Annotated in this window: 20 protein-coding genes; 9 read left to right on the top strand and 11 right to left on the bottom strand. The window is 44.8% G+C overall.

Going from position 1 to position 26,136, the window contains the following annotated elements; genetic code table 11:
* Window positions 1–200: 200 nt before the first annotated feature.
* Window positions 201–1,175 (top strand): ATP-grasp domain-containing protein, encoded by a 975-nt coding sequence (locus tag CWE08_RS05285; protein ID WP_126766348.1) that lies wholly within the window; start codon window positions 201–203, stop codon window positions 1,173–1,175.
* Here CWE08_RS05285 and CWE08_RS05290 read toward each other — a convergent pair.
* Window positions 1,146–1,328: a YgaP family membrane protein gene (locus tag CWE08_RS05290; RefSeq protein WP_126766350.1), complete on the bottom strand. Its 183-nt coding sequence runs from the start codon at window positions 1,326–1,328 to the stop codon at window positions 1,146–1,148. The two genes, CWE08_RS05285 and CWE08_RS05290, sit on opposite strands and share 30 nt — an antisense overlap.
* A 264-nt stretch (window positions 1,329–1,592) precedes the next feature.
* On the opposite strand from CWE08_RS05290, the gene CWE08_RS05295 reads away from it, so the two are divergent.
* Together CWE08_RS05295 and folE are read left to right on the top strand one after the other, a co-directional pair.
* Window positions 1,593–2,375, top strand: a complete 783-nt coding sequence (locus tag CWE08_RS05295; protein WP_126766352.1) for a ferredoxin--NADP reductase — start codon at window positions 1,593–1,595, stop codon at window positions 2,373–2,375.
* A 41-nt stretch (window positions 2,376–2,416) separates the two neighbouring features.
* A complete protein-coding gene (gene folE / locus CWE08_RS05300) occupies window positions 2,417–3,058 on the top strand; it encodes a GTP cyclohydrolase I FolE (protein WP_126766354.1) in 642 nt (213 codons plus the stop codon).
* Window positions 3,059–3,196: 138 nt separating this feature from the next.
* Here folE and CWE08_RS05305 read toward each other — a convergent pair whose 3' ends face one another.
* Together CWE08_RS05305 and CWE08_RS05310 are read right to left on the bottom strand one after the other, a co-directional pair.
* Entirely contained in the window at window positions 3,197–5,107 is a 1,911-nt protein-coding gene (locus CWE08_RS05305; RefSeq protein WP_241973834.1) for a DUF885 domain-containing protein, read from the bottom strand.
* A gap of 76 nt (window positions 5,108–5,183) precedes the next feature.
* Complete coding sequence (locus CWE08_RS05310) at window positions 5,184–5,942, bottom strand: SDR family NAD(P)-dependent oxidoreductase (protein ID WP_126766357.1); 759 nt, start codon at window positions 5,940–5,942, stop codon at window positions 5,184–5,186.
* A 446-nt stretch (window positions 5,943–6,388) separates the two neighbouring features.
* On the opposite strand from CWE08_RS05310, the gene CWE08_RS12415 reads away from it, so the two are divergent.
* From CWE08_RS12415 to CWE08_RS05325, 3 genes are all read left to right on the top strand, one after another.
* Window positions 6,389–10,324, top strand: a complete 3,936-nt coding sequence (locus CWE08_RS12415; protein ID WP_126766360.1) for a S8 family serine peptidase — start codon at window positions 6,389–6,391, stop codon at window positions 10,322–10,324.
* A 150-nt stretch (window positions 10,325–10,474) separates the two neighbouring features.
* Window positions 10,475–10,993, top strand: a complete 519-nt coding sequence (locus CWE08_RS05320; RefSeq protein ID WP_126766362.1) for a hypothetical protein — start codon at window positions 10,475–10,477, stop codon at window positions 10,991–10,993.
* A 219-nt stretch (window positions 10,994–11,212) separates the two neighbouring features.
* The gene (locus tag CWE08_RS05325) at window positions 11,213–11,845 is read left to right on the top strand and encodes a DUF1826 domain-containing protein (protein ID WP_126766365.1); all 633 of its coding nucleotides are present in this window, start codon (window positions 11,213–11,215) and stop codon (window positions 11,843–11,845) included.
* Window positions 11,846–12,040: 195 nt separating this feature from the next.
* Here the strand turns inward: CWE08_RS05325 and CWE08_RS05335 are convergent, their stop codons facing one another.
* Both CWE08_RS05335 and CWE08_RS05340 read right to left on the bottom strand, forming a co-directional pair.
* The gene (locus CWE08_RS05335; protein ID WP_126766367.1) at window positions 12,041–12,955 is read right to left on the bottom strand and encodes a nucleotidyl transferase AbiEii/AbiGii toxin family protein; all 915 of its coding nucleotides are present in this window, start codon (window positions 12,953–12,955) and stop codon (window positions 12,041–12,043) included.
* The gene (locus CWE08_RS05340; protein WP_198677085.1) at window positions 12,945–13,331 is read right to left on the bottom strand and encodes a DUF6088 family protein; all 387 of its coding nucleotides are present in this window, start codon (window positions 13,329–13,331) and stop codon (window positions 12,945–12,947) included. The genes CWE08_RS05335 and CWE08_RS05340 overlap by 11 nt, the downstream gene beginning before the upstream one ends.
* Before the next feature lie 579 nt (window positions 13,332–13,910).
* Here CWE08_RS05340 and CWE08_RS05345 point away from each other — a divergent pair.
* Complete coding sequence (locus tag CWE08_RS05345) at window positions 13,911–14,501, top strand: hypothetical protein (protein ID WP_126766372.1); 591 nt, start codon at window positions 13,911–13,913, stop codon at window positions 14,499–14,501.
* Between the two features lie 95 nt (window positions 14,502–14,596).
* Window positions 14,597–15,028, top strand: a complete 432-nt coding sequence (locus CWE08_RS05350) for a hypothetical protein (RefSeq protein ID WP_126766374.1) — start codon at window positions 14,597–14,599, stop codon at window positions 15,026–15,028.
* 76 nt (window positions 15,029–15,104) lie between these two features.
* On the opposite strand, the gene CWE08_RS05355 is transcribed toward CWE08_RS05350, so the two are convergent.
* Window positions 15,105–18,257, bottom strand: coding sequence for a type I restriction endonuclease subunit R (locus CWE08_RS05355; protein ID WP_126766377.1), 3,153 nt, complete (start codon window positions 18,255–18,257; stop codon window positions 15,105–15,107).
* Window positions 18,258–18,432: 175 nt separating this feature from the next.
* Here CWE08_RS05355 and CWE08_RS05360 point away from each other — a divergent pair.
* Window positions 18,433–19,649, top strand: a protein-coding gene (locus CWE08_RS05360; RefSeq protein WP_420837073.1) for an IS3 family transposase whose coding sequence is annotated in 2 segments (ribosomal slippage) — window positions 18,433–18,748 and window positions 18,748–19,649 — 1,218 coding nt in all. Because the reading frame shifts where the segments join, the coding sequence is not laid out codon by codon here.
* A gap of 195 nt (window positions 19,650–19,844) precedes the next feature.
* Here the strand turns inward: CWE08_RS05360 and CWE08_RS05365 are convergent.
* From CWE08_RS05365 to CWE08_RS05385, 5 genes are all read right to left on the bottom strand, one after another.
* Window positions 19,845–20,219 carry a hypothetical protein gene (locus CWE08_RS05365; protein WP_126766381.1) on the bottom strand — a complete coding sequence of 125 codons (375 nt, stop codon included), beginning with the start codon at window positions 20,217–20,219 and terminating at the stop codon, window positions 19,845–19,847.
* 84 nt (window positions 20,220–20,303) lie between these two features.
* Entirely contained in the window at window positions 20,304–21,845 is a 1,542-nt protein-coding gene (locus tag CWE08_RS05370) for an AAA family ATPase (protein WP_198677086.1), read from the bottom strand.
* 211 nt (window positions 21,846–22,056) lie between these two features.
* Window positions 22,057–22,989: a COG2958 family protein gene (locus CWE08_RS05375; RefSeq protein ID WP_126766382.1), complete on the bottom strand. Its 933-nt coding sequence runs from the start codon at window positions 22,987–22,989 to the stop codon at window positions 22,057–22,059.
* Window positions 22,986–24,347, bottom strand: a complete 1,362-nt coding sequence (locus CWE08_RS05380; RefSeq protein ID WP_126766385.1) for a restriction endonuclease subunit S — start codon at window positions 24,345–24,347, stop codon at window positions 22,986–22,988. Before CWE08_RS05380 ends, CWE08_RS05375 begins: the two co-directional genes overlap by 4 nt.
* Entirely contained in the window at window positions 24,337–26,070 is a 1,734-nt protein-coding gene (locus CWE08_RS05385) for a class I SAM-dependent DNA methyltransferase (protein ID WP_126766387.1), read from the bottom strand. The genes CWE08_RS05380 and CWE08_RS05385 overlap by 11 nt, the downstream gene beginning before the upstream one ends.
* Window positions 26,071–26,136: the final 66 nt, after the last annotated feature.

The following is a 26,136-nucleotide window of genomic DNA, read 5'->3' on the forward strand; positions in this document are numbered from 1 at the left end:
TCACTCGCTTACAGCTTAGCAATAAATTCCACCAAGGTTAAACTACCGTATGATCTACCGCATAAGCTACCGCATGATCTAATGCAGATATGCCACTTCCTTTAGAACTACAGAGTCTGGCATATAACATTTTTAATTTGATCCTTAGCCCTCGTCCGCGATGTAATGCAGGATCTTAATTCGCACCAGCCGAGGTTCCAATGCGCGAGATTGTTATTATTCATGAAAACAACGAATGGTTAGTGCCACTCCGAGCAGAATTTGCAAAGCGTGGTGTTACCGCCAAAGAGTGGTTTTTAGATACTGGCGTTGTGCCATTCACAGAAGTGCCGAGCGATGCAATTTACTATAACCGCATGAGTGCTTCCTCGCACACGCGCGGCCACCGCTTCGCGCCTGAGCTAACCCGCGCTGTGCTCACATGGTTACAGGGCTATGGGCGTACGGTTGTGAATAATACCGAGGTGTTAGCGCTCGAGGTATGTAAATTATCACAATATGCCACACTTCAACGCGCTGGGTTACAAGTACCAAAAACCCATGCAGTAGTAGGTTTGCAGCACGTTTTAACTGCTGCCGAGGAATTTAATCAGTGGCCTTTAATTTTAAAGCCGAATCGGGGTGGTAAAGGCCTAGGCGTACAGCGTTTTAATAACCTTAATGAGTTACAAACATATGTGGCCCATGGCAATCATGAAGAACCGCTTGATGGCATTTGGCTGCTGCAGGAATACATTCAACCCAAGCAGCCGTTTATCACGCGGGCTGAATTTATCGGCCAAAAATTTCTCTACACGGTACAAGTAAACACCGAAGATGGCTTTGAGCTCTGCCCTGCGGATAATTGCAGCATTGAGGATAGGTTTTGCCCTACTTCTGGCTCAGAACCGAGCGAAACAGATGCGGAACCCGCATCTGAGTTGCAAAAATTCAGCATAACCGAGCGCTTTAATCATCACCCTATCATTGCTCAGCTTGAAAGGTTTTTACGTGCCAGCGGCATCGATGTAGCTGGTATTGAGTTTATCGAAAACGCAGAAGGCGAGCTCTTTGTTTACGATGTGAACACCAACACCAATTACAATCAAGCCGCGGAGCAACGCGCACAAGTGGAACGCACCGGCATGGGTGCGCTTGCGGATTATTTAATTGGTCTTGCAGGTGTTAACACCTAACACACGATATAAGCCGCAGAACTTAAATACGCCGGTAGCGATAAGGGCAATACCCAGAATCCACCAAAAGTTGCCGGCGTTGATACTCCAAACTGCAATTAGAAGCCCAATAATAATCCGAATTGCTCTATCTACCGTTCCTACATTAGCCATGTTCATTCCTCAATGTGATTGATTTACTGATCATACTATAGCGCATACCGCCCAGCTTGCGAGCTGTAAACAAATAAAAACATACCTGAGTAAAATGCTCAGTTAAATTCTTGAGTGTATTACTCAGGTATTATATATTAACGGCATTAATTCGCGCCTTAATTCTCGCCTTACCGAGGCTTACAGGTTCGTTGAATACTTTAAGTAAAACAAAGTTATGCAAAAAGGCCCGATTTAGGTAGGCATTTAGCAAAAGGAAGAAGAATGAGAGTAACCACTGAAGAGCAAGTAACCCACATTCACCATTGGAGTGAAAGTTTATTCAGCTTCAAAACCACTCGAAAATCATCATTTCGCTTTGAAAATGGCCAGTTTGTGATGATTGGCTTGCAAGTTGATAACAAGCCGTTATTACGAGCTTACAGCATTGCCAGCGCTAATTATGAAGAAGAATTAGAGTTTTTCAGCATTAAAGTTCCAGATGGCGCCCTAACCTCGCGGTTGCAGCATTTGCAGGTTGGCGATACGATTACGCTTTCTACTCGGCCTGCAGGAACCTTAGTTGCCGGGCATTTAACGCCGGGTAAACATCTTTATCTGTTAGCAACCGGCACTGGATTAGCGCCCTTCATGAGTATCATCAAGGACCCTGAAATCTACGAGCAGTTTGAGAAAATTGTGCTGGTGCACAGCGTGCGCTACAAACGTGAATTAGCGTACCAACGCACCATTTATGATGAATTGCCGAACAATGAATATTTCGGTGATGAGGTAAAGGAAAAGCTCATTTATTACCCAATCGTTACCCGGGAACCGTTTCTATCGGAAGCGCATCAACAACGAATTACCCATTTACTTGAGCATGATTTGCTCGCGGAAGAAATAAAATTACCCGCTATATCAACAACAAACGATAGATTCATGTTGTGTGGCAATCAATCTATGCTGCTCGACTGTATACAGATTCTAAATAACAAAGGCTTTCGTAAAGCTACATCACGCCAGCAAGGTGATTTTGTTATCGAACAAGCCTTCGTAGAGAAATAGCGGGCGTCAGTAAAAATTATAAAGTTTAGTTAGGGGTTATCATGTTAACAAAAGAAGCAGAACAGGTAAGGCAAGCCTTGATAGACGCAGGCTTAGAAACGCCCATGAAAGAAAATGGCCTTACCGCAGACCAGAAATATGATCGTATTCGCTCGTTAATGACCGAAGTTGTGGATGTTCTCGGCCTAGATTTAGCAGACGACAGCCTCAGCGAAACGCCCCACCGCATCGCAAAAATGTATGTGCGTGAAATCTTCTGCGGCCTTGATTATGCCAATTTCCCCAAAATGGCACTTATCGAGAACAAAATGAAAGTGGATGAAATGGTGAAGGTGAAAGATGTGAGCTTCAATAGCACCTGCGAGCATCATTTTGTAACCATCGATGGCACAGCTCGGGTTGCGTATATCCCCAATGAAACCGTGATTGGTTTATCGAAAATTAATCGAATTGTACGCTTCTTTGCCCAGCGCCCGCAGATTCAAGAACGGTTAACGCAGCAAATTCTTGTAGCGTTGCAAACCTTGCTGGGAACTAAGAATGTTGCGGTATCCATTGATGCGGTGCACTACTGTGTGAAATCACGGGGGGTAATGGATGCTACTTCAACGACCGAAACCTCCGCGCTTGGCGGCATTTTTAAAACCGATGAACGCACTCGCTATGAGTTTTTAGCGAACTAAGCAGTAGTGTTTTAAAAATCGAAAACAGCATTGCCAAAACACACGGAAATAGAAAGGCCAAGCTATACTTAGCTTGGCCTTTTTGCTTCTTCTTTCTACTGCAATATTTCAGCTACACTTTCCAGTTACACTTTCCAGTTACATAGCCGCTTGGGTTTCGCTGATGTAATTATTCACAAACTGCTCCAACACATTCAACGGAACCGGGCCACTTGCCAACACTACATCGTGGAATTCACGAATATCAAAAGCATCACCTAATTCTTCTTTCGCCCGCTCACGCAGTTCAAGAATTTTGATCATACCAATTTTGTATGCAGTGGCTTGGCTTGGCATCACAATGTGGCGCTCAACCATTTTTATCGCATCAGCTTCCGCGTTCGGCGTGTTAGTAACATAGAATTCAATGCCCTCTTCCCGCGTCCAGCGTTTATCATGAATACCGGTATCCACCACGAGGCGAACCGCACGCCACAATTCCATAGCTAAGCGGCCAAAATCTGAGTATGGGTCTTCATAAAAGCCAATTTCCTTCGGTAACAACTCAGTGTAGAGCCCCCAGCCCTCAGTGTAGGCTGTGTAACGGCCAAACTTTCGGAACGTAGGAATACCTTCCAGTTCCTGTGCGATGGCAATTTGCATATGGTGGCCTGGAATCCCCTCGTGATATGCCAAAGCCTCCATCTGGTAGGTTGGCATTGAGGCCATATCATATAAATTAGCGTAGTAAACGCCCGGGCGCGAACCATCCATTGAAGGCTGCTGATAAAACGCCTTACCTGCCGATTGCTCACGGAATGGTTCTACCGCCTTCACAATCATCTCGGCTTTCGGCTTCGTGATGAAAAGCTCATCTAAGCGCTCACGCATAGCATCGATATAGGCTGTTGCCTCATCTAAATAACGCTGGCGGCCTTCATCAGTTGCTGGATAAATAAAATCTTCGTTATTACGCATATGCACGAAGAATTCTTGCAAGCTCCCTTCAAAGCCTACCTGCTCCATAATAACCCGCATTTCATCATGAATTCGCGCCACTTCACTAAGGCCAATTTCATGAATTTCATCGGCGGTTAATTCGGTTGTTGTAGTGCGCTGTAACGCATTATTGTAAAAGGCTTCACCATCTGGAAACTTCCAAGCACCATCTTTATCATCAGCAAGTTCAGCAATTTCAGCAACTACACCAATTAAATTTTCATAAGCCGGCTGCACCGATTCCAGTAAGGCTTGCTCCGCCGCATTTAAAAGCGCCTGATGTTCAGTTTCAGAAATATCTAAACGGTCAATTTTACCACTGAAATCTTCCAGCAAAGTGCTCGGCTCGCCATCATCAAACGGCGCGCCAGAAATAATATTGCGGCTATCGCTAATCACATAAGGATAAACAAAACGGGGGGCAACAATGCCCTTCTCGGCCCGCAGGCGCAAATTCTCACCCAGCTGTGCAAATAATGCAGGCAAGCCGTTTAAACGCGCGATATAAGCCTCGGCATCAACCACTTCATCAATGCTGTGCTGGTTTATCAACAGCGACGCTACACTTGAATGCATCCCAAACATTTGATTAACCGGATAGTTATAGTGCCGCCATTTAAAATCAGCGATGTCTTCTTCCAAATTCTGCTTCGCAAGCAACCAGCTTACATGCGTTTGTTCATCGAGCCTGCTCTCATCAATGGCCAAAACACGCTCTAGTTGTTCTTGCTGCAAGGCCAAATCTTCTTGCGCCCGCGCTTCTGAAATATCATCCCATTTATCTTGATCTTCTTTAATGCCCAAATAAGCCTGATACATGGGGCTGCGCATTACGCTTTCTAAAAATATCTCTTCAAACAGCTGGTTCGCTTTCGCCGATTCTTCCGCTATTTCCGCCGCCGATACTTGGGTATTCGAGCCATCAACCTGTGCCGATCGCGCTTGATTCTCTTGCGCCGCAGCTTGCTCATTCGAGGCGTTATCGGAACAACCCGTTGCTAAAACCGTTATCGATATCGCTACCGACATCGCCAGAACACTGGGTTTTAATGTGAACCTTGTTGTAAACATTCTAATCTCCATTCGTTGTTGTTTTTCTTCGCTAGCGCGCTAATATGAAACCAGATTAGCACGGATTCAAAGCCCCTCAAACCGCGGTATAGCCGCCATCCACCAAATAATAACCACCCGTAATAAACGAGGCCTCTTGGGAAAGTAAAAAACACACCAAATAAGCTACTTCTTCCGGCCGCCCCAGGCGCCCAAGCGGGTGCTTCGCTACTAAACCAGCTCGCTGTTCATCAGGCAAGGCACTCAGGAGCGGAGTATCAATATATGCGGGCCCCACACAGTTAATGCGTAAGCCCTCCGGCCCATATTCAGCGGCTGCGTTCTTTGTTAACCCCACTAAACCATGTTTTGCCGTGGTATAGGCAGAATTCCCCAGTGCCGCAACACTGCCATGAATAGAGCCCATATTCACAATCGCACAATCATGAGCGCCAGTAGCCAGCATTGCTGGAATTTGATACCGCATACCGTAAAGCACACCATTTAAATTGATATCAATTACCCGCTGCCAATCTTCTAAATCAATTTCACCCGTAGGCGCCTGCGCCCCACCAATACCAGCATTATTCACCGCGTAATGCAGCGCACCGAAAGTGGCGAGGGTGAATTCAACAATGGCTTTAGCCGTATCGGAATGAGCCGTATCTTGCTCATAAGATCGGGCTTCGCCGCCGCTTGCAATAATTTCATTCGCAACACGCTTGGCAGCTGCCTTATTGATATCAGCTACAACAACCTTGCAGCCTCGCTCTGCCATTAGCTTTGCCGTTGCCTCGCCAATACCAGAACCTGCTCCAGTAACTATGCCAACTTTCTTTTCAAATGATGTTTGCATTGATATCTCTCCAGCATCTTTGTGGTTAGTTTGCTGTGCCTTGTTAGTAACAGCGGTAAGTGTATGGCTTCTTTTAAAGTGTACTCCCTTGCCATTAAATCTGCACAACTTACAACTTTGTAAAGCCGATTTAACATATTAGTAATTTGTTATGTAAAGCCTAACATAACCCATACAATTCGCTCATTCGCAAAAAAGTTGTTACGAAATGTTTCCAAACGCTATAAATCTTAAAAACACAATGCATAGGTATTTGTTTTTATTGAATTATTTTATCAAGCACTAACGTTGCAAATTTGTGAAGAAAACACTACGAAAACAACCCATTTTGCATTATCATCGGGATGAGCGCTTTAATTGTTAAGGTATACAACTTTGCTTGTGATCGAACTTCTAACATTAAAGCAGGCTTCCTAAAGCAAAAATCATAAGAGGAAAATCCTAGCATGAAGGAATCTAACCACTTACCGCGTCTAACCGTTGTTGCATCAATGGTTGCTGCCGCACTCACGTTGGGGGCTTCGGCAAACACCGCACCGCCACAAGAGGCCAGCACGCTCAACGTAGAATCGGAACAGCGCTATCGCGTTGAAAAAAACCGAGCTGTGCAAGTTGCACTCCCGAATTACTACATTGTTCAGCTTGAAGATCCTGCAGCTGTGCAATATGAAGGTGGCGTTAGCAATCTTCAGGGTACCAGCCGTACGGCTACTAAGCGTGACCGCTTCGATGCAAACTCAACCGAAACCAAAAGTTACCAGCAATACCTTTTGAGCCGCCAGAGTGAATTCGCACAAGCGTTGCGCTCACGAGTGCCAGGTGCTGATATCGAAACCAACTACACCTTGTTAATGAACGGTGTTGCTGTTGCCCACCAAGGCGATGAATCAATTTTAGAGCAACTTCGCGCTTTACCAGGGGTTATTAATGTTTGGGAAGATGAAGTTTATCATCTGAATATGGATGCTTCGAACTCCATCATTAATGCTCCAGAAGTATGGGAAATGCTCGGTGGGCAAGATGATGCCGGTGCTGGCGTTCGTGTTGCGATACTCGATTCAGGTATCTTAAACGATCACCCAATGTTCCAAGCCAATGGCCACACTCGCCCTGAAGGCTTGCCTGGCGATGATTACTGCGCAACCGTTGATGCAAACTTCTGTAACGATAAAATCGTTTCAGCGCGTGTTTATGAGCCGCGTATCGAAATTTCAGAAACTGAAATCACAGATTCACCATACGATGTAAACGGCCACGGTTCACACGTTGCCGGTACTGCCGTAGGTAATTTAGTGAGCACCACCTTTAACAACGCCGAGCTATCGTTCTCAGGTGTTGCACCGGGTGCCAGCTTATATGTCTACAAATCCTTTTACTTAACGCCAGAAGGCAATGGTAGTGCAAATACGGTTTCAATTTTAGAAGCGCTGGAAGATATCCTGCGTGATGATGTTGATGTTATCAACAACTCATGGGGTGGCGGTGCTGGCGAACCAACAGCAAGCCCATATTTTACCGTATGGCAAAACGTTGAAGCAGCAGGCATTATCAATGTAACGTCTGCGGGTAACTCAGGCCCTGGCCCTGTAACCGTAGGTTGTCCAGGTTGTATCGAAGAAGGCCTAACCGTTGCTTCAACTGAAACTGGCCGTACTTTTGCAAACACCATAGAGGGCCCTGGCTTAGATGGCGCCGTTGCGCTACCTGGTTCAGAAACAAATATTACTGAAGCCATCGCTGGCCCACTTATGCCAGCTATGGAAATTGATGCAGAAAACGCGTTAGCGTGTGCACCATTCCCTGAAGGCTCGTTCGCTGGCCACATTGCTGTTGTATCTCGCGGTGATTGTGCTTTCGGTGATAAAGCAACAAACTTTGAGAATGCTGGCGCTATTGCCATGATTCTTTATAACAATGCTGCTGGCACAATTTCAATGAATATGCCTGATACAACATTACCAAGCGTATCCATTACGCAAGCCGATGGTAATGCATTGTTAGAAGCTTGGGTTGAGGGTGATACTGCAACTATCAATCCAACGCAGGCCGTAATTAACCCTGAGCGTGTTGATGTTATGTCATCGTTCAGTTCACGTGGCCCTAACTTCGATGCGAGCTACATGAAGCCCGATATCGCCGCACCTGGTACTGCAATTCTATCTGCATACCCAGTAAACGGTGAGTGGAGCTACAGCACATTGAGTGGTACCTCAATGGCTGGCCCACATGTTGCCGGTGCAGCTGCATTGTTAACACAAATGCGCCCAGAGTTATCGCAAGTGCAAGTTAAATCAATGCTCATGACATCTTCTAATCCAAATGTATTGAAAGAAGATGCCGTAACCGTTGCTGATGGCTTTGATATGGGTGCAGGCCGCTTAGATGTTGCTGCTGCATTTAACACAGCCGTAACCTTTGATCGTCCTTCCTTCTCTGCACCTCGTTGCTTCGGTGAATGTACATTCACTCGCACGGCAACTAGCGTTGTAGGCGAAGATACAGAATGGACAGCAAGCGTAACCTTCCAAGATAGCAGCGTTGTAGGTTCATTGAGCTTCGATACACTTGCCCTTGAAGGTGGTGCTGAAGCTGAATTTACCTTAAACGTAGATACTCGCTTTGCACCTACAGGTTGGCAGCACGGCCGTATCACGTTCACGGATACCTCAGGTATGTACGCTGATATGGTAATGCCTATCGCAGTACAAGCTACCCGTTCTGACGATGAGCAAGTGCTTAGTTCAGGTGGCGATACTTCTGAAGTAACCAGTACCGATGGTGCAACATTATCTACTCGTGTAAACGATTTAGATTTTGAAGGCCCAGTATCGATTGCTATTAATCAGCCTGAAGGGCTTACAGTAGATTCTGAATCAGTAGTGGTAGATGCTTACCGCGCTGAAGGCGAAATCTCTGTAACCGAAGGTGGCGACATGCTGTGGGTTGGTAACTTCGACAGTATCCGCGCGGAAGCATCACTTGTTGAAGCCGCCACCTTCCCAGGTGCTGGTTTGAACTTACGCGATGCTGGCGCTGGTGTTACCTTGGGTTGTTTAGCAACTTCGTGTGATGAAACGCGAGTTGGCCTAACCCTTGGTGCTGTTGAAACCGGTTATGGCTTTATCTTCAACGGTGTTGGTTACACATCGTTAGGTATTTCTGATAACGGCTTTGTAAGTGCCGGTACACAAAACCATGCTGGTGCGTTTGCTAACCAAAATCTTCCTGATACGGAAGCGCCTAACAATATCCTAGCGCCGTTCTGGACTGACCTAGATGCAGGTGGTGCAGCGGGTGGTGATATTCGTTTTGGTGCCTTTGATTTTGGTGAACCAGGTCGTTGGGTGGTTGTCGAGTGGAACGATGTTGTTGAATGGAAACCTGAATACACCGGTGATGAAGAGCGTTATAGCTTCTCTATCTGGATTCAAGCAGGTGTTGAAAACAACATGTTTATCCAGTACTTCGATACGGGTGCAACACTTCCTGCCAACTTAACGGTTGGTTTTGAAAACGTTGCCGGTGATTTAGGTACTTCGTACTACTACAATGGCGAAGGCACTGCGCCTATGGTGGGCACATTGCTAACACCAAGCGTGGTTGCAGCGGATAACGGTAGTGTTGAAATCAACTACACCGCAGGTGTTGAAACCTTCGGTACTGCCGAAAGCGCCGATGCAGATGTAATGCAAGAAGGTTCTGTAGAAATCAGCTTAACTGATTTCACTGAGCAACTTGGAGGCCTTGTAAACGTAACCGTAACGAATGGCGAAAATAGCCTAGAAGCTATTAACCCGCTAATTCTTATGGGCGATGGCAACTACACTGTTGAAGTGGTTACCGAGCCAGCTAACGGCACAGTAACTACGGAAGATGGCAGCGTTATAGCTACCTATGCACCGGAAACTGGTTTCTGGGGTTCAGATAGCTTTGAGTTCCGCATCGTTGATGGTAATGGCGCAGTAACGAACACAGCTACCGTTTCGGTTGAAGTTGAAAAACTCAACGAAGCGCCAGTAGCCGTTGCACAAGGCCCATCGCTAGCAGTTAGCGCCGGCGAAACTGTTACCTTAAATGGTAGCCGTTCAACCGACGTAGACGGTGACACCCTAACTTACCGTTGGACGCAAACTTCTGGTCCTGCTGTGAGCTTAAGCAACGCAAGTTCAGCCACTGCAACATTTACCGTACCTGAGTTCGATAATGATGCAACGCTAGGCTTCCGTTTAAGCGTATCAGATGGTGAGTTCACCGATACTGCGCTAGTAAACGTTGAAGTGAACAAGCACAGCGATAAGAAATGGTTTGAAGGTAACTTCGGTGCCCTTCTACTGTTGCTTGGCTTGCCACTAGTATGGATTCGTCGTCGTAAGCAGGTTTAATTACCTAAAACGGCACGAAACATAAAAACCAAAGGGGCCTTCGGGCCCCTTTTTAATAAATAAATTTTAATCATCGTAATCTTCAGTTAATCTCTTTTGCATCACTGAAAATTGAAATTGCACTACCCTGAAAATCAAAGGAACAGCCACATGCGCCAGAATAAATTTTTGCCATTAACAGCTACCTTCGCGGCACTCTCTTTCTCTCTCTTTATTGCCGGCTGCAGCCCGAATGCCAATCACGATAATGAAGATGCGCTTGCAAATAATGAATTAAGCGAAGAAAACGTAGAATCGATCACGCAAGAAAGCGTTGACCGAGAGAATTTTGATAGAGAAAGCATTCGCACTGATTTTTCTCTCGAAGAAATGCAAGAGCTCCGCCGCGAAATACTCGCCGCTATCGGCACCCCACTCGCCGGTAACCCAGCCTCATGCCGCGTGTTACCATTCGGCGCCAAACCCTGTGGCGGCCCCGCGCGCTACGTAGTTTATTCTTCCGAACAAACCAACCCCAGCACTATCGAGCCACTTGTAGAGCGCTTCAACGCATGGTCTGAAATATACAACGAACGCGAAGGCCTCACCTCCGATTGCGCCGTTACCCCGCAAATCACCACCACCGTAATAAGCGGCATTTGCGTACCAATTGAACAAGCTGACCGCTAGGGAAACAACCGGTAATACACCTGCGTAGATTCCCAGCTCATACCGCCAATAAGGCCAATGGTTTTCATTTTGGTGTGGCTCCTGCTCTGCAGAAATGATGTTTAGAAACTATATATCAAAGCGAGTTACGCTCCAATTCGCATTTTAAATTTTGCCTCTTGAATCAAATGAAAGCACACTGCATAATGTTATATTATAACGTAACAATATGGAGCTATTATGCTCGCACAAGATACTCAAATCCAATCTTTAAAAAGTAGCGTTCATGTTGCCAAAGGCGCAAATGCTATGGAGTTGTCCAGCATCTTCAAGAGCCATATTAATTTAGCCATTTGGCAACGTGAAATTAATGATCGCGCTTACCAGTATGCGCAGTTTTTACAACACTCAACTTGGCCGCAGCAGCGAGTTTTACTGAATATTAATGAGGTAACCGAGCATTTTCTAAATGTACTCCCTGAAGCTCCTGGGCGCGCCAGCATAGTTGCCGATATTGCGCTGCTTGCCGATATGTACGGGTGCCTTTTTGATATTTCCCAGGTAGGTATTCGCTTTGCCCGCTTAACCTCGGCCATGTGCCCCAAGTTTCATACCGATAAGCTAGGTTGTAGATTAATTACCACCTACGCAGGCGTTGGTAGCGAATGGCTTAAAAATGAACACGTATGGCGCTCAGATACGGGAAAAGTAATGCATCAAGCGGACGCCCCAGTTCAGCAATTAAACTCTGTTGAAGTTGGTATCTTAAAAGGTGATGGCTGGGCCGATAACGAACACGGCGGAATAGTTCATCGCTCACCGCAAGTAGCTGAGAATGATGCCCGTGTGGTACTTACGATTGATGGTTTTTGAACTGCAGATTTGAAGTCTCCGAAGAACAGCAAATTGCTTGGTTAGAATTTTTAGATGGCGCAGGCGTTAATCCCCAGACTTTTCTTCTTTGAGCGCTTGGAATTGAGTTATAGGTAACATAACGCGTGGCAATCTCAAACGGTCACAATGATTAGTCAAAAGCTCGCGCCAATAGGGCCAAACATGAATGCCGAATTAAACGTCGAATAGTGAAACCATTGATTCAAAGCTTGCCATGGCACGTTCAAAAGTAATCATCTTTTCATCGTCAGCATAAGACATCGCATCGACGAATTGTTGATATTCAGTTTCATAAAGTTCATCTCTCTTTAGCTGTTCTAACGCAGACTTCAGAGATGGATAGAATTCTGCATTCGTATCTCGCTTGCCGCTTTGTTGATCGATGTTGAACGAGGTTATAGCGGTTTCGATAAACAAGGCATGTTCTTCTTCTAATAAAGGAGTTAAAGCACACAAATCGTGCAAATGCCGAACCATGGCACGATCATCCTGCTTGTGGTCGCGATCTCGTTTTAATATTCGCCATGTCAACGCACTAAACTTATCAGCACCGGTTTCAATTGGAGATAGACACAATATGTTAGTTTCCGGTGCGGCACCTGTAAACGTAGCAACCATAGACTGAATCGGCATTCGTTGAGGCTGAAGTTGTGGTTGAGTGAAACTGAATTCAATTTCTAAATCGCGGCGTAATGAGGCGTGACCGCCGCACTGCTTTGGGTAGCTCAAGGGAAACTTGATATAGTTACTAGCTGGTTTTACCTTTGTCTCGTCTAACTCAATGTGGTCGATGGTTTGAATACATTCGAGTACGCTTGAACGATAAGCGCTACGTGCTTTCTTATTTTGATGACCTGAACTCAGGGTTCGGTAACGACAACGGAAATCTAAATCTTCTGAGAAGCGTTGAATTAAACCGTATCCTTTCGAAAGACTAGTGCCCCCAGCAAATATGGTTTCAATCGAATCACTTTGGTGTTCAGCAACCACTTTTAAAACTTGTACTGAATACCAATCCTTTTCAACGAAAGCAGGATCAATCGCCAACTCAGCTGCGATTTCATCAATAATTTCCGGCTTAAGATACATATTGATACTTTATCGACTTACCGTCATACGCCATTTTACGAGATACACGGCCTTTAACAGCGATCAATCGTCCAGTTGGTACTTGCGTGCTTTGTCCGCTGTTATAGCGTTCCAAATCACTGGCAGGCACCACCTTCACTTTCAATTTATCACGAAGTGCTTCAACGGCAAGCTCAGGTAAGGGTTTGATAGGTATCAACTTACCCGTTAACGATGAGCGCTTAGCTTTAGCGTAGAGGCCTTGGCCAAACTTGATCAAGCTTTCATCTTTCACAAGCTGGCGCAATACGCGGCCCACTTGATCCCGATCAGAAAGATCAAGGAAATCCTTCGGAGTAAACACTGTTTTCTTACTCCGACTAATCCGGTATTTCATTCTACTTCTTAACGAATTAAGCGACATGGCAATAACTCACAAATTTACGACACCATAGGATAGCAAATATACGACACTTTAAATCAAAATTCAAACCCAGAAAGACGCTATTAACAAAGCATTTGTAGAATACACTAAAAATAACGAGATGAAGTTCAATAACTCCACGAAATACCAAACAGAGCTAAAGCTGACAAGACTTTCCTGGTGCTCATCCTGCACCTTCATGCGTTACCTCAAGCTTAGGTTCCATTTGAGAGCCGGATAACGATGGCATCTTCTACCAACGCGAAGAAATTGAAATCCTGCCCCGCAAAAAAGGCAACACCACCCCACAAGTAGCCTGGGCTTACTTTTTGATGGAAAACCAAACTGATTTAGATATCGGCAGCAGCTTTGAACTAGTGCAGATGAAAGGTGGGAAGTTGTTTTATGGGTGGTGATCAGGACTTAAAATTGTATGCTATTTTACTTTAGAAGGTTTTAAAAATCTTCAGATCTCATCAGTTCGCGCCTCCGGCGCCAGACATACACTTTCCTCGTGCCGCTGTGCTCGGGCGTTATGCATAAGGAGCAGTTTTGCAGGATTTGATTATTGGCTCACTTGAAAGCCTAGAACAAGAGTTTCAGTCAGATGAACTTGCATACCTCGCGCTTACTACGAAAATTGAATTGCCTTTTCGAGATCGGTGGGCATTTTCACTTTATCGCACCCTCAAAGAAACTTATGCCGTTTCAAGGGAATGGAAACGTACAGACATGGCAATTCTGAATGGGCAATCACCCGAAGTTCTGATCGAATTAAAGGCGATGTACTCGTTCGATGCAGTTCTCGACAAATTCAAAATAAGCAGGTTTGCTGATGCTATGACATCAGACGCAAAAAAAGCTCGGTTATTAGCTGAGGCTGAAACTGAAATCTATACCGTCCTGCTTTCGACTCACCCTGAAGGGCCGTTTCCACCGGAAATGGCTCATATTGTTAAATACGTTTCAGGCATTAATAAGGCAGTTAATAGATGTGGCTCCGGCCAAAAGGTCCAGCATGCTGCTCATGAAGCAATTAATAAAACTCTACGAGACCGAAATGTAGTGGCAACCGGCAGCTTAGACGGCGGGCGGGCTTTTCTTAACGGTGTTGTTATCGATTACTGGTTGGTTAGAGCATAACGATGCAAACAAATGCGTGGTTGCCCCCATCCTCAACCCGACGTCCTCGAGAGAGGATCGTATATTACTAGTGCTAGGTATAAGGAGTAATCGACTTGCGTACCCTCGATCAAAAACTGAATTGTATTAAAAACGTAATTATAAATGCACAAAAACATGTTAAGGCCGGCGATCCTCCTAGGATTTACTCTCAATATGTTAGATATGCATTAAATGAATTTACGGACATAAATTTCTATATCTCAGACAACGCAAAAGGGATGAAGCGCAAGGATGTAATTCACGAACACGTTATTCCGGATTCACCGGTAATGAGTAAACTTCTCGCGTTAGATCCATTATCCAAAGAGAGTATTTTGGATATTATCAAAAGATATTATGTAATATGTGTAATCACCAAAGAGGAAGATAGGCTATTGAATGCTGCTGGCTTGCGATCGAAGATGCCAGAAGGCTGGAGCGATATAAGCGATAGTGTTTTTGCTCGATACCAAAAGGTAGGCCTTTCAATTTCCAGATTATCCTGAGTTTGCCTAACAAATAGCAGAACACGGCGAGAAAATAAACGGTTCTATGCGTTTGTAGATTTGGCATTGAAAGGAACTACCTACTCCACCCATTAGAAAGCACCTCAGCTTGCTGCAAAATCAATTCAACAGCTTCTTGAGCGCGATCAGGTGGATATTTGTATCGTTGTAGAGTTCGGCGCACGAGTATTCTCAGTTTGGCGCGCACACTTTCACGTACCTGCCAATCAACGGTGGTTGATGCGCGTAATTTCTGGGTGAGCTCGGTAGCGATTAACTTAAGTGTTTTATCACCAAGTTCTCGCACTGCGCTTTCATTATTCGCAAGAGCATCATAAAAGGCTATTTCGTCGGGGGTTAAGCCAAGGGCCGCATCGCGCTCTAGTTCCGCTTGGAACTGTTTGGCCATGGCAATCAGTTCTTCAATTACTTGCGCTGTTTCTATGCCTCGGTTGTTATATTTCCGCAAAGTTTCTTGCAGCCGTTCACTATATTTCTTCTCCTGCACAACGTTATTGCGGGTTTTCGCTTTGATGTTGTCCTTTAATAGCTTCTCCAATAACTCAACGGCGAAGTTCTTGTAAGGCATTTGCCGAACATCTTCGAGAAACTCTTCGGAAAGCAAACCTATATTTGGCTTATCGAGCCCACACATCGCGAATACATCGGTAACGCCCTCAGAAACAACTGCGTTATCTAGAATCTGTTTCAACGCAGAGTTCTTTTCTTCTTGGCTAAGCTTTTTATCAACGCTGGTATATTTGGTGATTGCAGCTTTCACGGTTGATAAAAACGCAATTTCCTTCTGGTATTCTTGCGCTTCATCAAGAGTGGAACATAGGCTAAAGGCCTTGTTCATCGCGAGAACGGTATCTAAGAATCGCTTTTTACCATCTTTCAATCCAAATATATGGTTAACCGTGGGAACAATTAACCGGTTCGGATCTTCTGCATAACCACTGTAATCAAAGCCTGGGCTTTCAGGTGTTTTTGCAAACATGCCATGAATAATATCTAACTTCTCAAGCAGAATCGCGAAGGCCTCATTAGAACTATGGGTAGGTTCACCTCGCCCTTTGGCATCCGAGTAAGTTTTCAGTGCTTGCTTTAATTCATTCGCAATACCGATGTAATCAACTACCAACCCGCCTGGTTTATCTTTAAACACCCGGTTTACTCGTGCAATCGCTTGCATGAGGTTATGCCCTTTCATCGGCTTATCAACATACATCGTGTGGCACGCAGGAGCATCAAAGCCGGTAAGCCACATATCGCGTACAATCACGAGTTTTAGAGGATCGTTTACATCCTTAAATCGCTTTTCTAAACGCTTTTTGGTTTGTTTATTGTAGATATGCGGTTGCAGCAATGCTTTATCAGCGGCAGAACCCGTCATCACAACTTTAATGGCACCTTTTTCAGGATCTGAATCATGCCAATCGGGGCGAAGCGCAGTAATTTCGTTATATAAATGCGCACAAATATCACGGCTCATAGCCACAATCATGGCTTTGCCTTCAATGGAGCGCGAACGGGTTTCGAAATGCTCCACCAAATCTGCGGCTACTTGTTGTAAGCGCGGCCCTGCTCCTACTAATTTTTCAAGGCGGCTCCACTCACCTTTAGTTTTTTCACGTTGTCCAAGATCTTCTTCATCTTCAACAACATCATCAACTTGATCGGAAAGTTCTTCAATGAGATCGCAATTAATATCAAGCTTGGCCAACCGCGATTCGTAATAAATAGGAACCGTTGCGCCGTCGTCAACAGCATCTTGAATATCGTAGATAGAAACGTAATCACCGAAAACTGCGCGGGTGTCTTTGTCTTCATTCGCTATCGGCGTACCCGTAAACCCGATAAAGGCAGCATTCGGCAGCGCATCTCGCATATGCTTGGCGTAGCCAAATTTGTATGTGCCATCGTTTTTAAGTGTCGCTTTTAAGCCATATTGGCTACGGTGCGCCTCATCAGAGATAACCACAATATTGTGGCGATCATTCAAAATTGGATGATCTTTCTCACTTTCAATCAATGCAAACTTTTGCACCGTAGTAAATATGATGCCGCCAGATTCACGCTCTGCAAGCAACTGGCGCAACGAATCTCTATCCAGCGCCTGTACCGGCTCTTGCTTCAATAATTCTTTCGCTGCACAAAAAGTTGCATATAGCTGGCCATCGAGATCATTTCTATCGGTTACAACGATCAACGTTGGATTGTTCATTTCTGGCTGTTGCAGTAGCTTGCCCGCATAACAGCACATGGAAATACTCTTTCCGGAGCCCTGCGTATGCCAAACTACGCCAGCTTTTTTGCTGCCCGGCTGCACTTTATCGGCATAGGTGGCTCGCTTTTCTTCGAGCGAAATATCATCGCCTCTTGCGGCAACTAAAGTAGCCCTTACGGCCTCACGAACGGCGTGGAACTGATGATAACCGGCAATTTTCTTAATCAACTGATCGGAATCAGTTTCGAAAATAACAAAAAAGCGGATGTAATCGAGGAACAACTCACGGTCGAAGAACCCTCGAATCATGGTTTCGAGTTGCCATTCAAATAATGGCCGGTCATCTTCGTGCTTCAGCGTGCGCCAAGGCATAAACCGCTCTTGATTCGCGGTAAGTGAGCCAACGCGCGCATTAAAGCCCTCGCTAATAACCAGCGCTTCGTTGTATGCAAATAAATCTGGGGCTTCGTCTTTATAGGTTTGAATTTGATTAAATGCATCCCAAATGCTTACGTTCTCTGCATTGGGGCTTTTCAGTTCAAGAACAGCTACCGGAATGCCATTAATAAAGCACAATACATCAGGCCTTCGAAGCTGCTTGCTGCCTTCAATCGTGAACTGATTAATCGCACGAAACCGGTTAGCGTTAAGGTTATTAAAATCAATCAGGAATGCGCGGTCGTGTACCACTTTATCGTTGCGTTTGTACTCAACAGGAACGCCTTCCAGTAATAAACGATGGAAGGCTCGGTTGCTCACAACCGTATCTAAACTCTCAGGCTTGCGAACTACCGCAACCACCTGTTCAAGCGCACTAGCGGGCAAATGAGGATTTATGCGTTGAATAGCCGCCTCAAGATCAGCAAACAATAATACCTGCTTGTAATCACTGCGTTCCGGATTCGGGCCATCATGAGCAATATCGGGACCATGCCCTATCTCCCAGCCTCCTTCAGCAAACCAAGCTAAACATTGTTGTTCCAATTGATCTTCGGTCATTCTGTTAATCCTTTAATAACAATTGGCTTAATTTAGCTTATTTACTCCGTTGGGTAAAATATCTTTAGGAAACTGAGGCTTGACAGGATTTGAGTTTAGATATGTATTAGCCCCCATTTAAAACGGACACTCATTAGTTAAGCGATAGGCTTAGACCTATCTTTAAGGAGTGTCTATGGAGCGCATTGAAATTTTTACTGGCGAACAACGTCGCCGTCGTTATACTCCACAAGAGAAAGCTAAATTTGTTGCCATGACCATGCAACCGGGGTATTCGGTATCATTGGTAGCCAGGCAGAATGGTATAACCCCGAGTTTATTGTTTAAGTGGAAAAAGCTCATGCAAGATGGTGGTATGTCTGCAATTCAATCTGGTGATGAAGTCGTCAGCGCCGCAGACCATAAAGCGCTTCAGAAAAAGGTTAAGCAACTCGAGCAGCTGCTTGGTCGTAAAACTATGGAAACGGAAATCCTAAAAGAGGCGCTGGAGATAGCCCACTCAAAAAAGTTGATATCGCGCATGCCATTGCTGCCACTGGACGATTCCCTGTCCTCCGAGTAGCCGATATTCTTGGTGTGTCGCGCTCGAACTTATATCAACGCTTGTATGCGCGCCAGAAAGGCCGTTCCGCGCGTTACAGCAAGACTGATGACGCTCTTTTGTTGCCGTTGATAACCAACATCTGCGACGAGCGTGGTAGCAATGGGTATCGACGTATTACCGCGCATCTAAATCGGAAATTGAAAACTGAGCAGCATGTTATTGCTCGAGTGAATCCAAAGCGCGTGTATCGCATGATGCGCCAGAACCACCTGCTGCTTCGCAAACATATCGGCCGTGTGGGCGAACACCGCGCTCATGATGGTCAGGTTGTTACGCTGCATCCGAACACCCGTTGGTGCTCTGACGGTTTTGAAATCACGTGCTGGAACAAAGAAAAAGTGCGTGTGGTATTTAGCTTAGATTGCTGCGACCGCGAAATCATGAGCTACGTCGCAACAACCACTGGTATCCGCGCGGAAATGGTTCAAGATGTTCTGGTTGAAAGCATTGAACAGCGCTTCGGTGACGTACGAGAGCTGCCACATACAGTCGAGTGGCTGACCGATAATGGCAGTTGTTATATCGCCGATGAAACGCGCCAGTTCGCCAGTTCATTAGGCTTTAAAGTCTGCACGACACCAGTCCGCAGCCCGCAAAGCAATGGCATGGCTGAAGCGTTCGTGAAGACTTTTAAGCGAGATTATGTGTATCTGAATGACCGTCCTGATGCAGCAACCGTGTTGGCTAAGCTCGCTGAATGGTTCGAAGATTACAATAATTACCATCCGCACAGCGGATTGAAAATGATGTCACCGAGAGAGTATCGAGCTCTTAAAGTGGCAAGTTAAACTGTCCGTTTTAGCGGGGGCAACTACAAGATATGAACAATTGTCTGCTTCCCCTAAACTGAGACTGATTTAATTAGATTCTTGTAAGATAGTAATAGCGGAACTATTAAGTCGACAACCGTCATGGGAATTGAATCGAAATCTAACATCCGTTTTCGCCTTAATACACTCAACTAAACGAATCTTATCAGTTGATCAGCAGCTTCCTATGGGAGCATTGCAAACGGGGCAATGACGGAATTGAGTATCTACGCGCGTGGTAGAGGACTTTTTACGTTTTGAATCCCAGCAGCCAGGGCAATATAAGCCGTCATCATCCTTAAATTGGTAACATCCCCATTTTCTCCCTATTGGTTTTTCATCAGTAGGTAATGATGTTCTTTTTAATAAAGTATTCTCTTCCTGAAGCGCGGCGATATGTTCCTTATGAGATGCCGCTTCTAACTTCAGATCAGCTAGTTCGCTCGACAAATCTGCAAGCCCCCCTTTGAGCTCGGCATCCTCGATATTCTTCGAGATCTCACGCAAACGTTTAACCAGCGTAATCGCCGTACTTATCGTTGTAATCATATCCAACCTCTCTCTTACCTAATCGTATACGCCTTACTTTCGGCTGATTTAACACCAGCGAAAAACTGGTCTGACAATATGCGTTCAATATGCAATTTGCCTGTCTTCACGTAACTCATGACCCTTCGATTCAAGCCAGTCATTTAAAGCTTTTGTATAGGTCGCCCACTCAACTGTTGTTGCAACCAAGTCAACAACTTTTGAAAGGCCCACTGCTCTCTCCCAGCCTAATCTAATTATTATATCGTCGACGTACTTGTGAGATTCATCAGCGACAACTATCTCCCTAGCAACCTCAATAATCTCGTTGCTTTCTTGATCTTCAGTCTCATCCATCTCGATGATTAAAGAGTGAAGATACTTTTCCGGATTAGTATCTAGCGGCAAAGTAAACTGTTTTATGGCTGCGAACGCAGTATCTCGTGCACCGACTACATTCTCATCGTGACCTGTCAACACTCTATTAATTGATTCTCTCTTTTCAGCATCAGTGCGATATACGTCACCGTCTAATATGAACAGGGAGTTTTCACAAGACTCTCCACCCAGCAGAAGACCGCCAACTGTCGTAAAGCAATTTACAGCAGCTCCATATCTATTTGTAGTCACATATTTGGCAAGCCGGAGTTGAGATGCAACTTTATTCACGATCGTTGAAGCTAAATCGTCCTCAACAAAAACCTCTAACGGACGTGGCTGAACTCCTGTCAGCCTATTTATGGCGTCCGGCTTAGTTTCATTGAAACATAATGTTTTTCCGGGACGACATACTATATGTCTAATATTGATTTTGTCTTCAAGTTCTAAAACCGTCTCTCTATGTGTTGTAAAGATAACCTGCAAACTTTTATCATTGGCTCTATCTAGTATGACGTTGATGAGATTCTTCATTGCTTGATCGTGAAGAAGAAGATCGAGCTCATCAATTAAAATAAGAGAATACTTCTTCGCCCTGAAAACTTTTTCGAGTATGTAAAATACTTTCTGTTCACCTGCACTCATGCTTAATGCCGAATAACGGAGTCCGTCAACTTCAACACCAATAAACTCTTTCCCCGAAGCTTCATGAACGTGATAGCTAGAGTATTTCCTGTTTAAAACAATGGATGCTTTTTCTAGAATAGTATTTATTACATCTTCATTTATGACTTTGGTTGAATAGTTAATTTTTGCTTGCTTCTTCTCTGCTTCTATCATTGGCACACATTTATCAATACCGACATAGAATATATCTCTGAGAGGCCGATTCGCATACCTAGGCGTCCATCTCACTTGAGTCTTTTTATATTCCCTAGTGACATGGTTATACTCACTTTGGCCTTCCCTGTAGCTATACACGATACTCATCTCACTACCATTCCATAACGCATCAGTGTTTGGCAAAAAGAACCAACTAAATTTATAGTTTTCACCTTCGTCATTTGGTGAAAATGCGCATGCTAGAGCATGCAGTATCGTTGATTTCCCATTTCCATTTGGTCCGAGAATCGCAGTTACCGGGCAAGAGTCAAAAGTAATTTCTAATTCAACTAAGTTCTTCAAATTTGGAATTCTCATCGAATGTAATACTTGTTGTGAAATTGCCATGTTTATTTTCTCATTAACCTTGAACGGATCACTCGCCATTTGCGTTCCGTAACAATGGATCAATATGCATACGCAATGCATCAATCAAAGCACGTATGCTCGTTTATATTTCAGAGGAATAGTCTTTAAGAACGCTCGCACCTTGAGGAACACTGAATGAACGCCCTCCAACAGAAGTTTGATTGCTTCAAAGCTGCTTATTAAATGCAGGGAATAATACTTATTGAGGCTAAAAGTCTGCAAAAAGTAATTATCTATTCCACGCACTTTTAATTAGCTTGCCGGTTTGATTGTAAATACCGACCTGTTCAATGTAGTGATGGAAGTCACTATTTTCGGCAACAATTCGGTTTGCGGATTGCCAATCCACTGTTGTGCGCTCGCGCGCTGGTATCAATATTTGGCTGTCGAAGAGCGATTCAGTGTTGAGTAGTAACACGCCAATGCCGTGAAGGCTGGCGAGCATTTGTAGTTCGCCTTCTACGTCGCTGTTTAGGCCGGTTGCAACTAGATAGCCGAAGTTTGCCCAGCTTGAGTTTGAAACCGCTTGGAAAAATGACTTTCGTACATTGCTTTTGGTAAGGTGTTTTTTCACTTCAAACGACCACAAGCGCACAGCGCTTTGATTGCCGGTTCGCACACAGTCCTTCACAACGCTTTCCCAACCCATATCAAGGGCTTCGAGTGCAACGATGTCGGGATGCAGCCAATGATTGCCGCCGCTGCCGTGCACATTTTTTGATTTTCGCTCATCGATGCGCTGGCAATATAAACCATGCTCTTTATTCAAGAACTCGATAAGCAATGGATACAAATCATGCTCACTCAAGCCTGGTGTTGTGAGCGGCGTATCGACACTTGCGTCATCAGGTTCATCATCCATTTCGGTAAGCTGCTTTGCTAACTCAGGATTAGGCTCCCAGTAATAAATTCTTGGACGCGGTTTATCTCGTGTCGTGATGTTTGGGCATTTTTCCATTGCTGTTCTTAATCTACTTCCGCCAACCTCTGCTGCCAACTGAGCGATCAATTTTTCCTCGGTGTTGTAACGAGGATTTTGTTGCTTCTCAGTAATCTCGCTTGGATAACGCTCAATAAAATACATCGCTAAATCACGAGCGGTAAAATGCTTCTCTGGATGCGCCTTAAGTGTTTCGATGATCATGTCGACGCGAGTTGTCATGAAGAACTCTCCATTTTTAATACTGAAGGAGCAACACTTAGTTCTCCAGATAGCAGCTTTGGCAGTAATGTGTCACGCAACTGTGTTAAAGAAACATATTCATTATTCAAAAACTTTGATTTTGCAAAAAAACTAGACGTTTGCTTTTCAAGCTTCTCCATCAACTTGTTACCTCCAACAACGATTTTTAAACGCTCAAAATCCTTGGGATATATATGTGGTTGAGCAGCACCCGTCTGCATATCAAAAATCGCTTTTTGATGATATTTTAAGCAGATATAAGCAATATAAAAATACGGCGCACTTTGCTTGCAAATGTACGAACTATCTGACGACCAAATATTTTGATAATACAAATTCACATAGCCTGCATTCGCGCCCGATGCGCTTATTGTTATTACAGGTCCTACTACATTATGCTCCTTATGATAGTAGGCTGGTTCTATGCCACCAGCAACTACTGGGACCTTTCCAGGTTTTGTTTTCGCTTTCGTTATACTTTTTCCCCTTTGGATATTAGCCCAGTTAGAAAAGCTAATTATTTTCCATCCCTCCGGCACCTCCCCCAACTCACTATCCTGCATGGCGGAGGGGAAGAGTTCGGCGGTGGTACGAAGTTCGCTGTATTGCTCTGAGTTTTCGGCTCGGAGCTGGGTGAGTTGTGCTTGGTCTTTGCCGGAAATGGCTTGCATGGCGGCGAGGGTGGCGTCTTCTTGGCTGCCGCCGGCTTCTAGTGCTGCAATTTTGGCTTTAACGGGATCGAAATCAACAAACCAGCTTTTGAAAATGGCTTGAGCCATTTGTTCTAGGGTTTGATTTATTTTTCGGTTGATTTCGAGCTTTTGATCTAGAGTCGAAACAACACTAACTATTCTTTCCTGAGTATCTTTCGGCGGTACCGGAAGCTCAACTGATTTAAGCGCCACAATAGTTAGAGCTTTTTGAGTAGAGCCTATTGATACTTCGTCGAGTTTTTGTTGCGCAGTAGGTGATGTAAGCCAGTAGAAAATATAACCAGGAATTACTGAATTATTATAATTCCTCAGCCATGTTAGATTTCCATCTTTGAAATAGAACCTATCAGTGCTCAACACTTGATATGGAACACCGAGAGTTCCAACTGAAGTTAAAAGAATATCTCCTGCTTTGGGAACTCCGAATTTACCTAGGATTTTTGAAAATTGTTCCTCTGATATAAATAGTTCAGTCGAAATATCATTTCCTTTCGAACGTTCTATCACTTCCTTTGAACGAAAGAAAGGTACGCCTGAGGTAACATAATCAGCTCGTTTAATGCGCTTGCTCGAGGTTATCTCTACTACTTCGCCCAAACGAACTAAAGGCCAATCACAGCTCATACCCCAGCCCCCCAAGATTCTTCTTAATCTCTTCCTCTAGCCTTTTGCTCTCTGCGAACTGTTCGCTCAGCTGTGCGGTGAGGCGGGCCATTTTCTCTGTAAAGGGTTCGCCATCGTCTTCTTGCACTTTCGCGCCCACATAGCGGCCGGGGGTGAGCACGAAATCGTGCTTTTTAATGTCATCGAGGTTGGCTGATTTGCAAAAGCCGAGAATGTCTTCGTAATTTTCGCCGCGCTGCCAAGCGTGCAAGGTATCGGCTACTTTGGCGATGTCATCATTGGTGAAATCGCGCAATACGCGGTCACGCATATAACCGAGGTTACGGGCATCGATAAATAGGAATTCGTTGCGGCGATCGCGTTTTTTCTCGCTACGCACCATGCCGTTGGTTTTGTCTTTCCTTAAAAACCAAATGCAGGCGGGAATTTGCGTGTTAGTGAATAACTGCCCCGGTAAGGCCACCATACATTCCACTAAATCTTCTTCTATGAGACGTTTGCGAATTTCGCCTTCGTTATTGGTGTTCGAACTCATAGAGCCATTTGCAAGCAATATCGCCATACTTCCAGTGGGTGCTAGGTGGTGCAGCATGTGTTGCACCCACGCAAAGTTGGCGTTGCCTTTCGGTGGTGTGCCGTATTGCCAGCGAATATCTTCCGCTAGCGATTCACTCCACCAATCTTTAATGTTAAATGGTGGGTTGGCCATCACGAAATCGGCGCGTAAATCGGGGTGTTGATCATCTAAAAAGGTATCGGCGTTTTTCTTGCCAAAGTTAAAATCAATACCGCGTATCGCCATGTTCATGGCTGCCAGCTTCCACGTGGTTGGGTTTGATTCTTGACCGTACACAGAAATGTGCTTTCTTTGTTCGCTAGCATCGTAATGGTGCTCGTTAGCGTGTTCTTCAATGAACTTATCGCTGGAAACGAAAAAGCCGCCAGAGCCCATTGCCGGGTCGTAAACGCGCCCAGAATATGGTTCGAGCATTTCAACAATTAGAGTAACAATGCTTTTCGGCGTGTAGTACTGGCCACCTTGCTTTCCCTCTGCAAGCGCGAACTGGCCGAGGAAATATTCATACACATGGCCCAAAATATCTTTGCTGTGCAGCTCTAACTTCTCACCTTTGTGCACAGGCTTGGTGAACGATGTATCCGAAAAGGTGTTTACGAGGCCGAGTAATTTATCGTTATCAAGTTGGTATTGGCTAATTCGATTCAAAATGCCTTTAAGTTTGGCGTTGCTCTTCTCTATTTCTTCAAGCGCGTTATCTATGAGCCACGATACAGAACGCAATTTTACTTCGTTACCCTGCTTGCCATTTGTTGAAGGCTCTTCTCTCCAAAGCACAGAACCGATAGGTAACACTGCTTTTTCTTTCAGGGTGTTCCAACGTGCTGGTTTTGGAACCCAAAATACATTGGCTTCGCGATAATAATCGAGCACTTCTAATTCGTTTTGTAGTGCTTGTTCGTATTCAGCATCACTATCAAAATCACTGCGCGGTAGGTAATAGATATTATCGTCGCTATCGCTTTTGAATAGCTCCAAAAGCTCCTCTTGGCGTTCTTCAAACGCATCAGACACATACTTGAGGAAAATGAGCCCCAACACTACGTGCTTATAGTTTGCCGCATCTAGGTTAGCGCGCAGTTTGTCAGCAGCTTTCCAAAGCTTATCGTCGAGTTCTTTTAAAAATTGCTGTTCGGTATTATCCATTTTTACTTGCTTCCTAATGTGAATCTTATTTTTGTAAGGCTCTCGCGTGATTTTTAAGTACAACGA

It is taken from the genome of Aliidiomarina iranensis (assembly GCF_003987135.1).
GTDB classification, from domain to species: Bacteria; Pseudomonadota; Gammaproteobacteria; order Enterobacterales; family Alteromonadaceae; genus Aliidiomarina; species Aliidiomarina iranensis.

Coding starts and splice junctions, on each gene's coding strand:
- CWE08_RS05285 (WP_126766348.1), top strand. CDS start 201: ATGCGCGAGATTGTTATTATTCATGAAAACAACGAATGGTTAGTGCCA.
- CWE08_RS05290 (WP_126766350.1), bottom strand. CDS start 1,328: ATGGCTAATGTAGGAACGGTAGATAGAGCAATTCGGATTATTATTGGG.
- CWE08_RS05295 (WP_126766352.1), top strand. CDS start 1,593: ATGAGAGTAACCACTGAAGAGCAAGTAACCCACATTCACCATTGGAGT.
- folE (WP_126766354.1), top strand. CDS start 2,417: ATGTTAACAAAAGAAGCAGAACAGGTAAGGCAAGCCTTGATAGACGCA.
- CWE08_RS05305 (WP_241973834.1), bottom strand. CDS start 5,107: ATGTTTACAACAAGGTTCACATTAAAACCCAGTGTTCTGGCGATGTCG.
- CWE08_RS05310 (WP_126766357.1), bottom strand. CDS start 5,942: ATGCAAACATCATTTGAAAAGAAAGTTGGCATAGTTACTGGAGCAGGT.
- CWE08_RS12415 (WP_126766360.1), top strand. CDS start 6,389: ATGAAGGAATCTAACCACTTACCGCGTCTAACCGTTGTTGCATCAATG.
- CWE08_RS05320 (WP_126766362.1), top strand. CDS start 10,475: ATGCGCCAGAATAAATTTTTGCCATTAACAGCTACCTTCGCGGCACTC.
- CWE08_RS05325 (WP_126766365.1), top strand. CDS start 11,213: ATGCTCGCACAAGATACTCAAATCCAATCTTTAAAAAGTAGCGTTCAT.
- CWE08_RS05335 (WP_126766367.1), bottom strand. CDS start 12,955: ATGTATCTTAAGCCGGAAATTATTGATGAAATCGCAGCTGAGTTGGCG.
- CWE08_RS05340 (WP_198677085.1), bottom strand. CDS start 13,331: ATGAAATACCGGATTAGTCGGAGTAAGAAAACAGTGTTTACTCCGAAG.
- CWE08_RS05355 (WP_126766377.1), bottom strand. CDS start 18,257: ATGACCGAAGATCAATTGGAACAACAATGTTTAGCTTGGTTTGCTGAA.
- CWE08_RS05365 (WP_126766381.1), bottom strand. CDS start 20,219: ATGATTACAACGATAAGTACGGCGATTACGCTGGTTAAACGTTTGCGT.
- CWE08_RS05370 (WP_198677086.1), bottom strand. CDS start 21,845: ATGGCGAGTGATCCGTTCAAGGTTAATGAGAAAATAAACATGGCAATT.
- CWE08_RS05375 (WP_126766382.1), bottom strand. CDS start 22,989: ATGACAACTCGCGTCGACATGATCATCGAAACACTTAAGGCGCATCCA.
- CWE08_RS05380 (WP_126766385.1), bottom strand. CDS start 24,347: ATGAGCTGTGATTGGCCTTTAGTTCGTTTGGGCGAAGTAGTAGAGATA.
- CWE08_RS05385 (WP_126766387.1), bottom strand. CDS start 26,070: ATGGATAATACCGAACAGCAATTTTTAAAAGAACTCGACGATAAGCTT.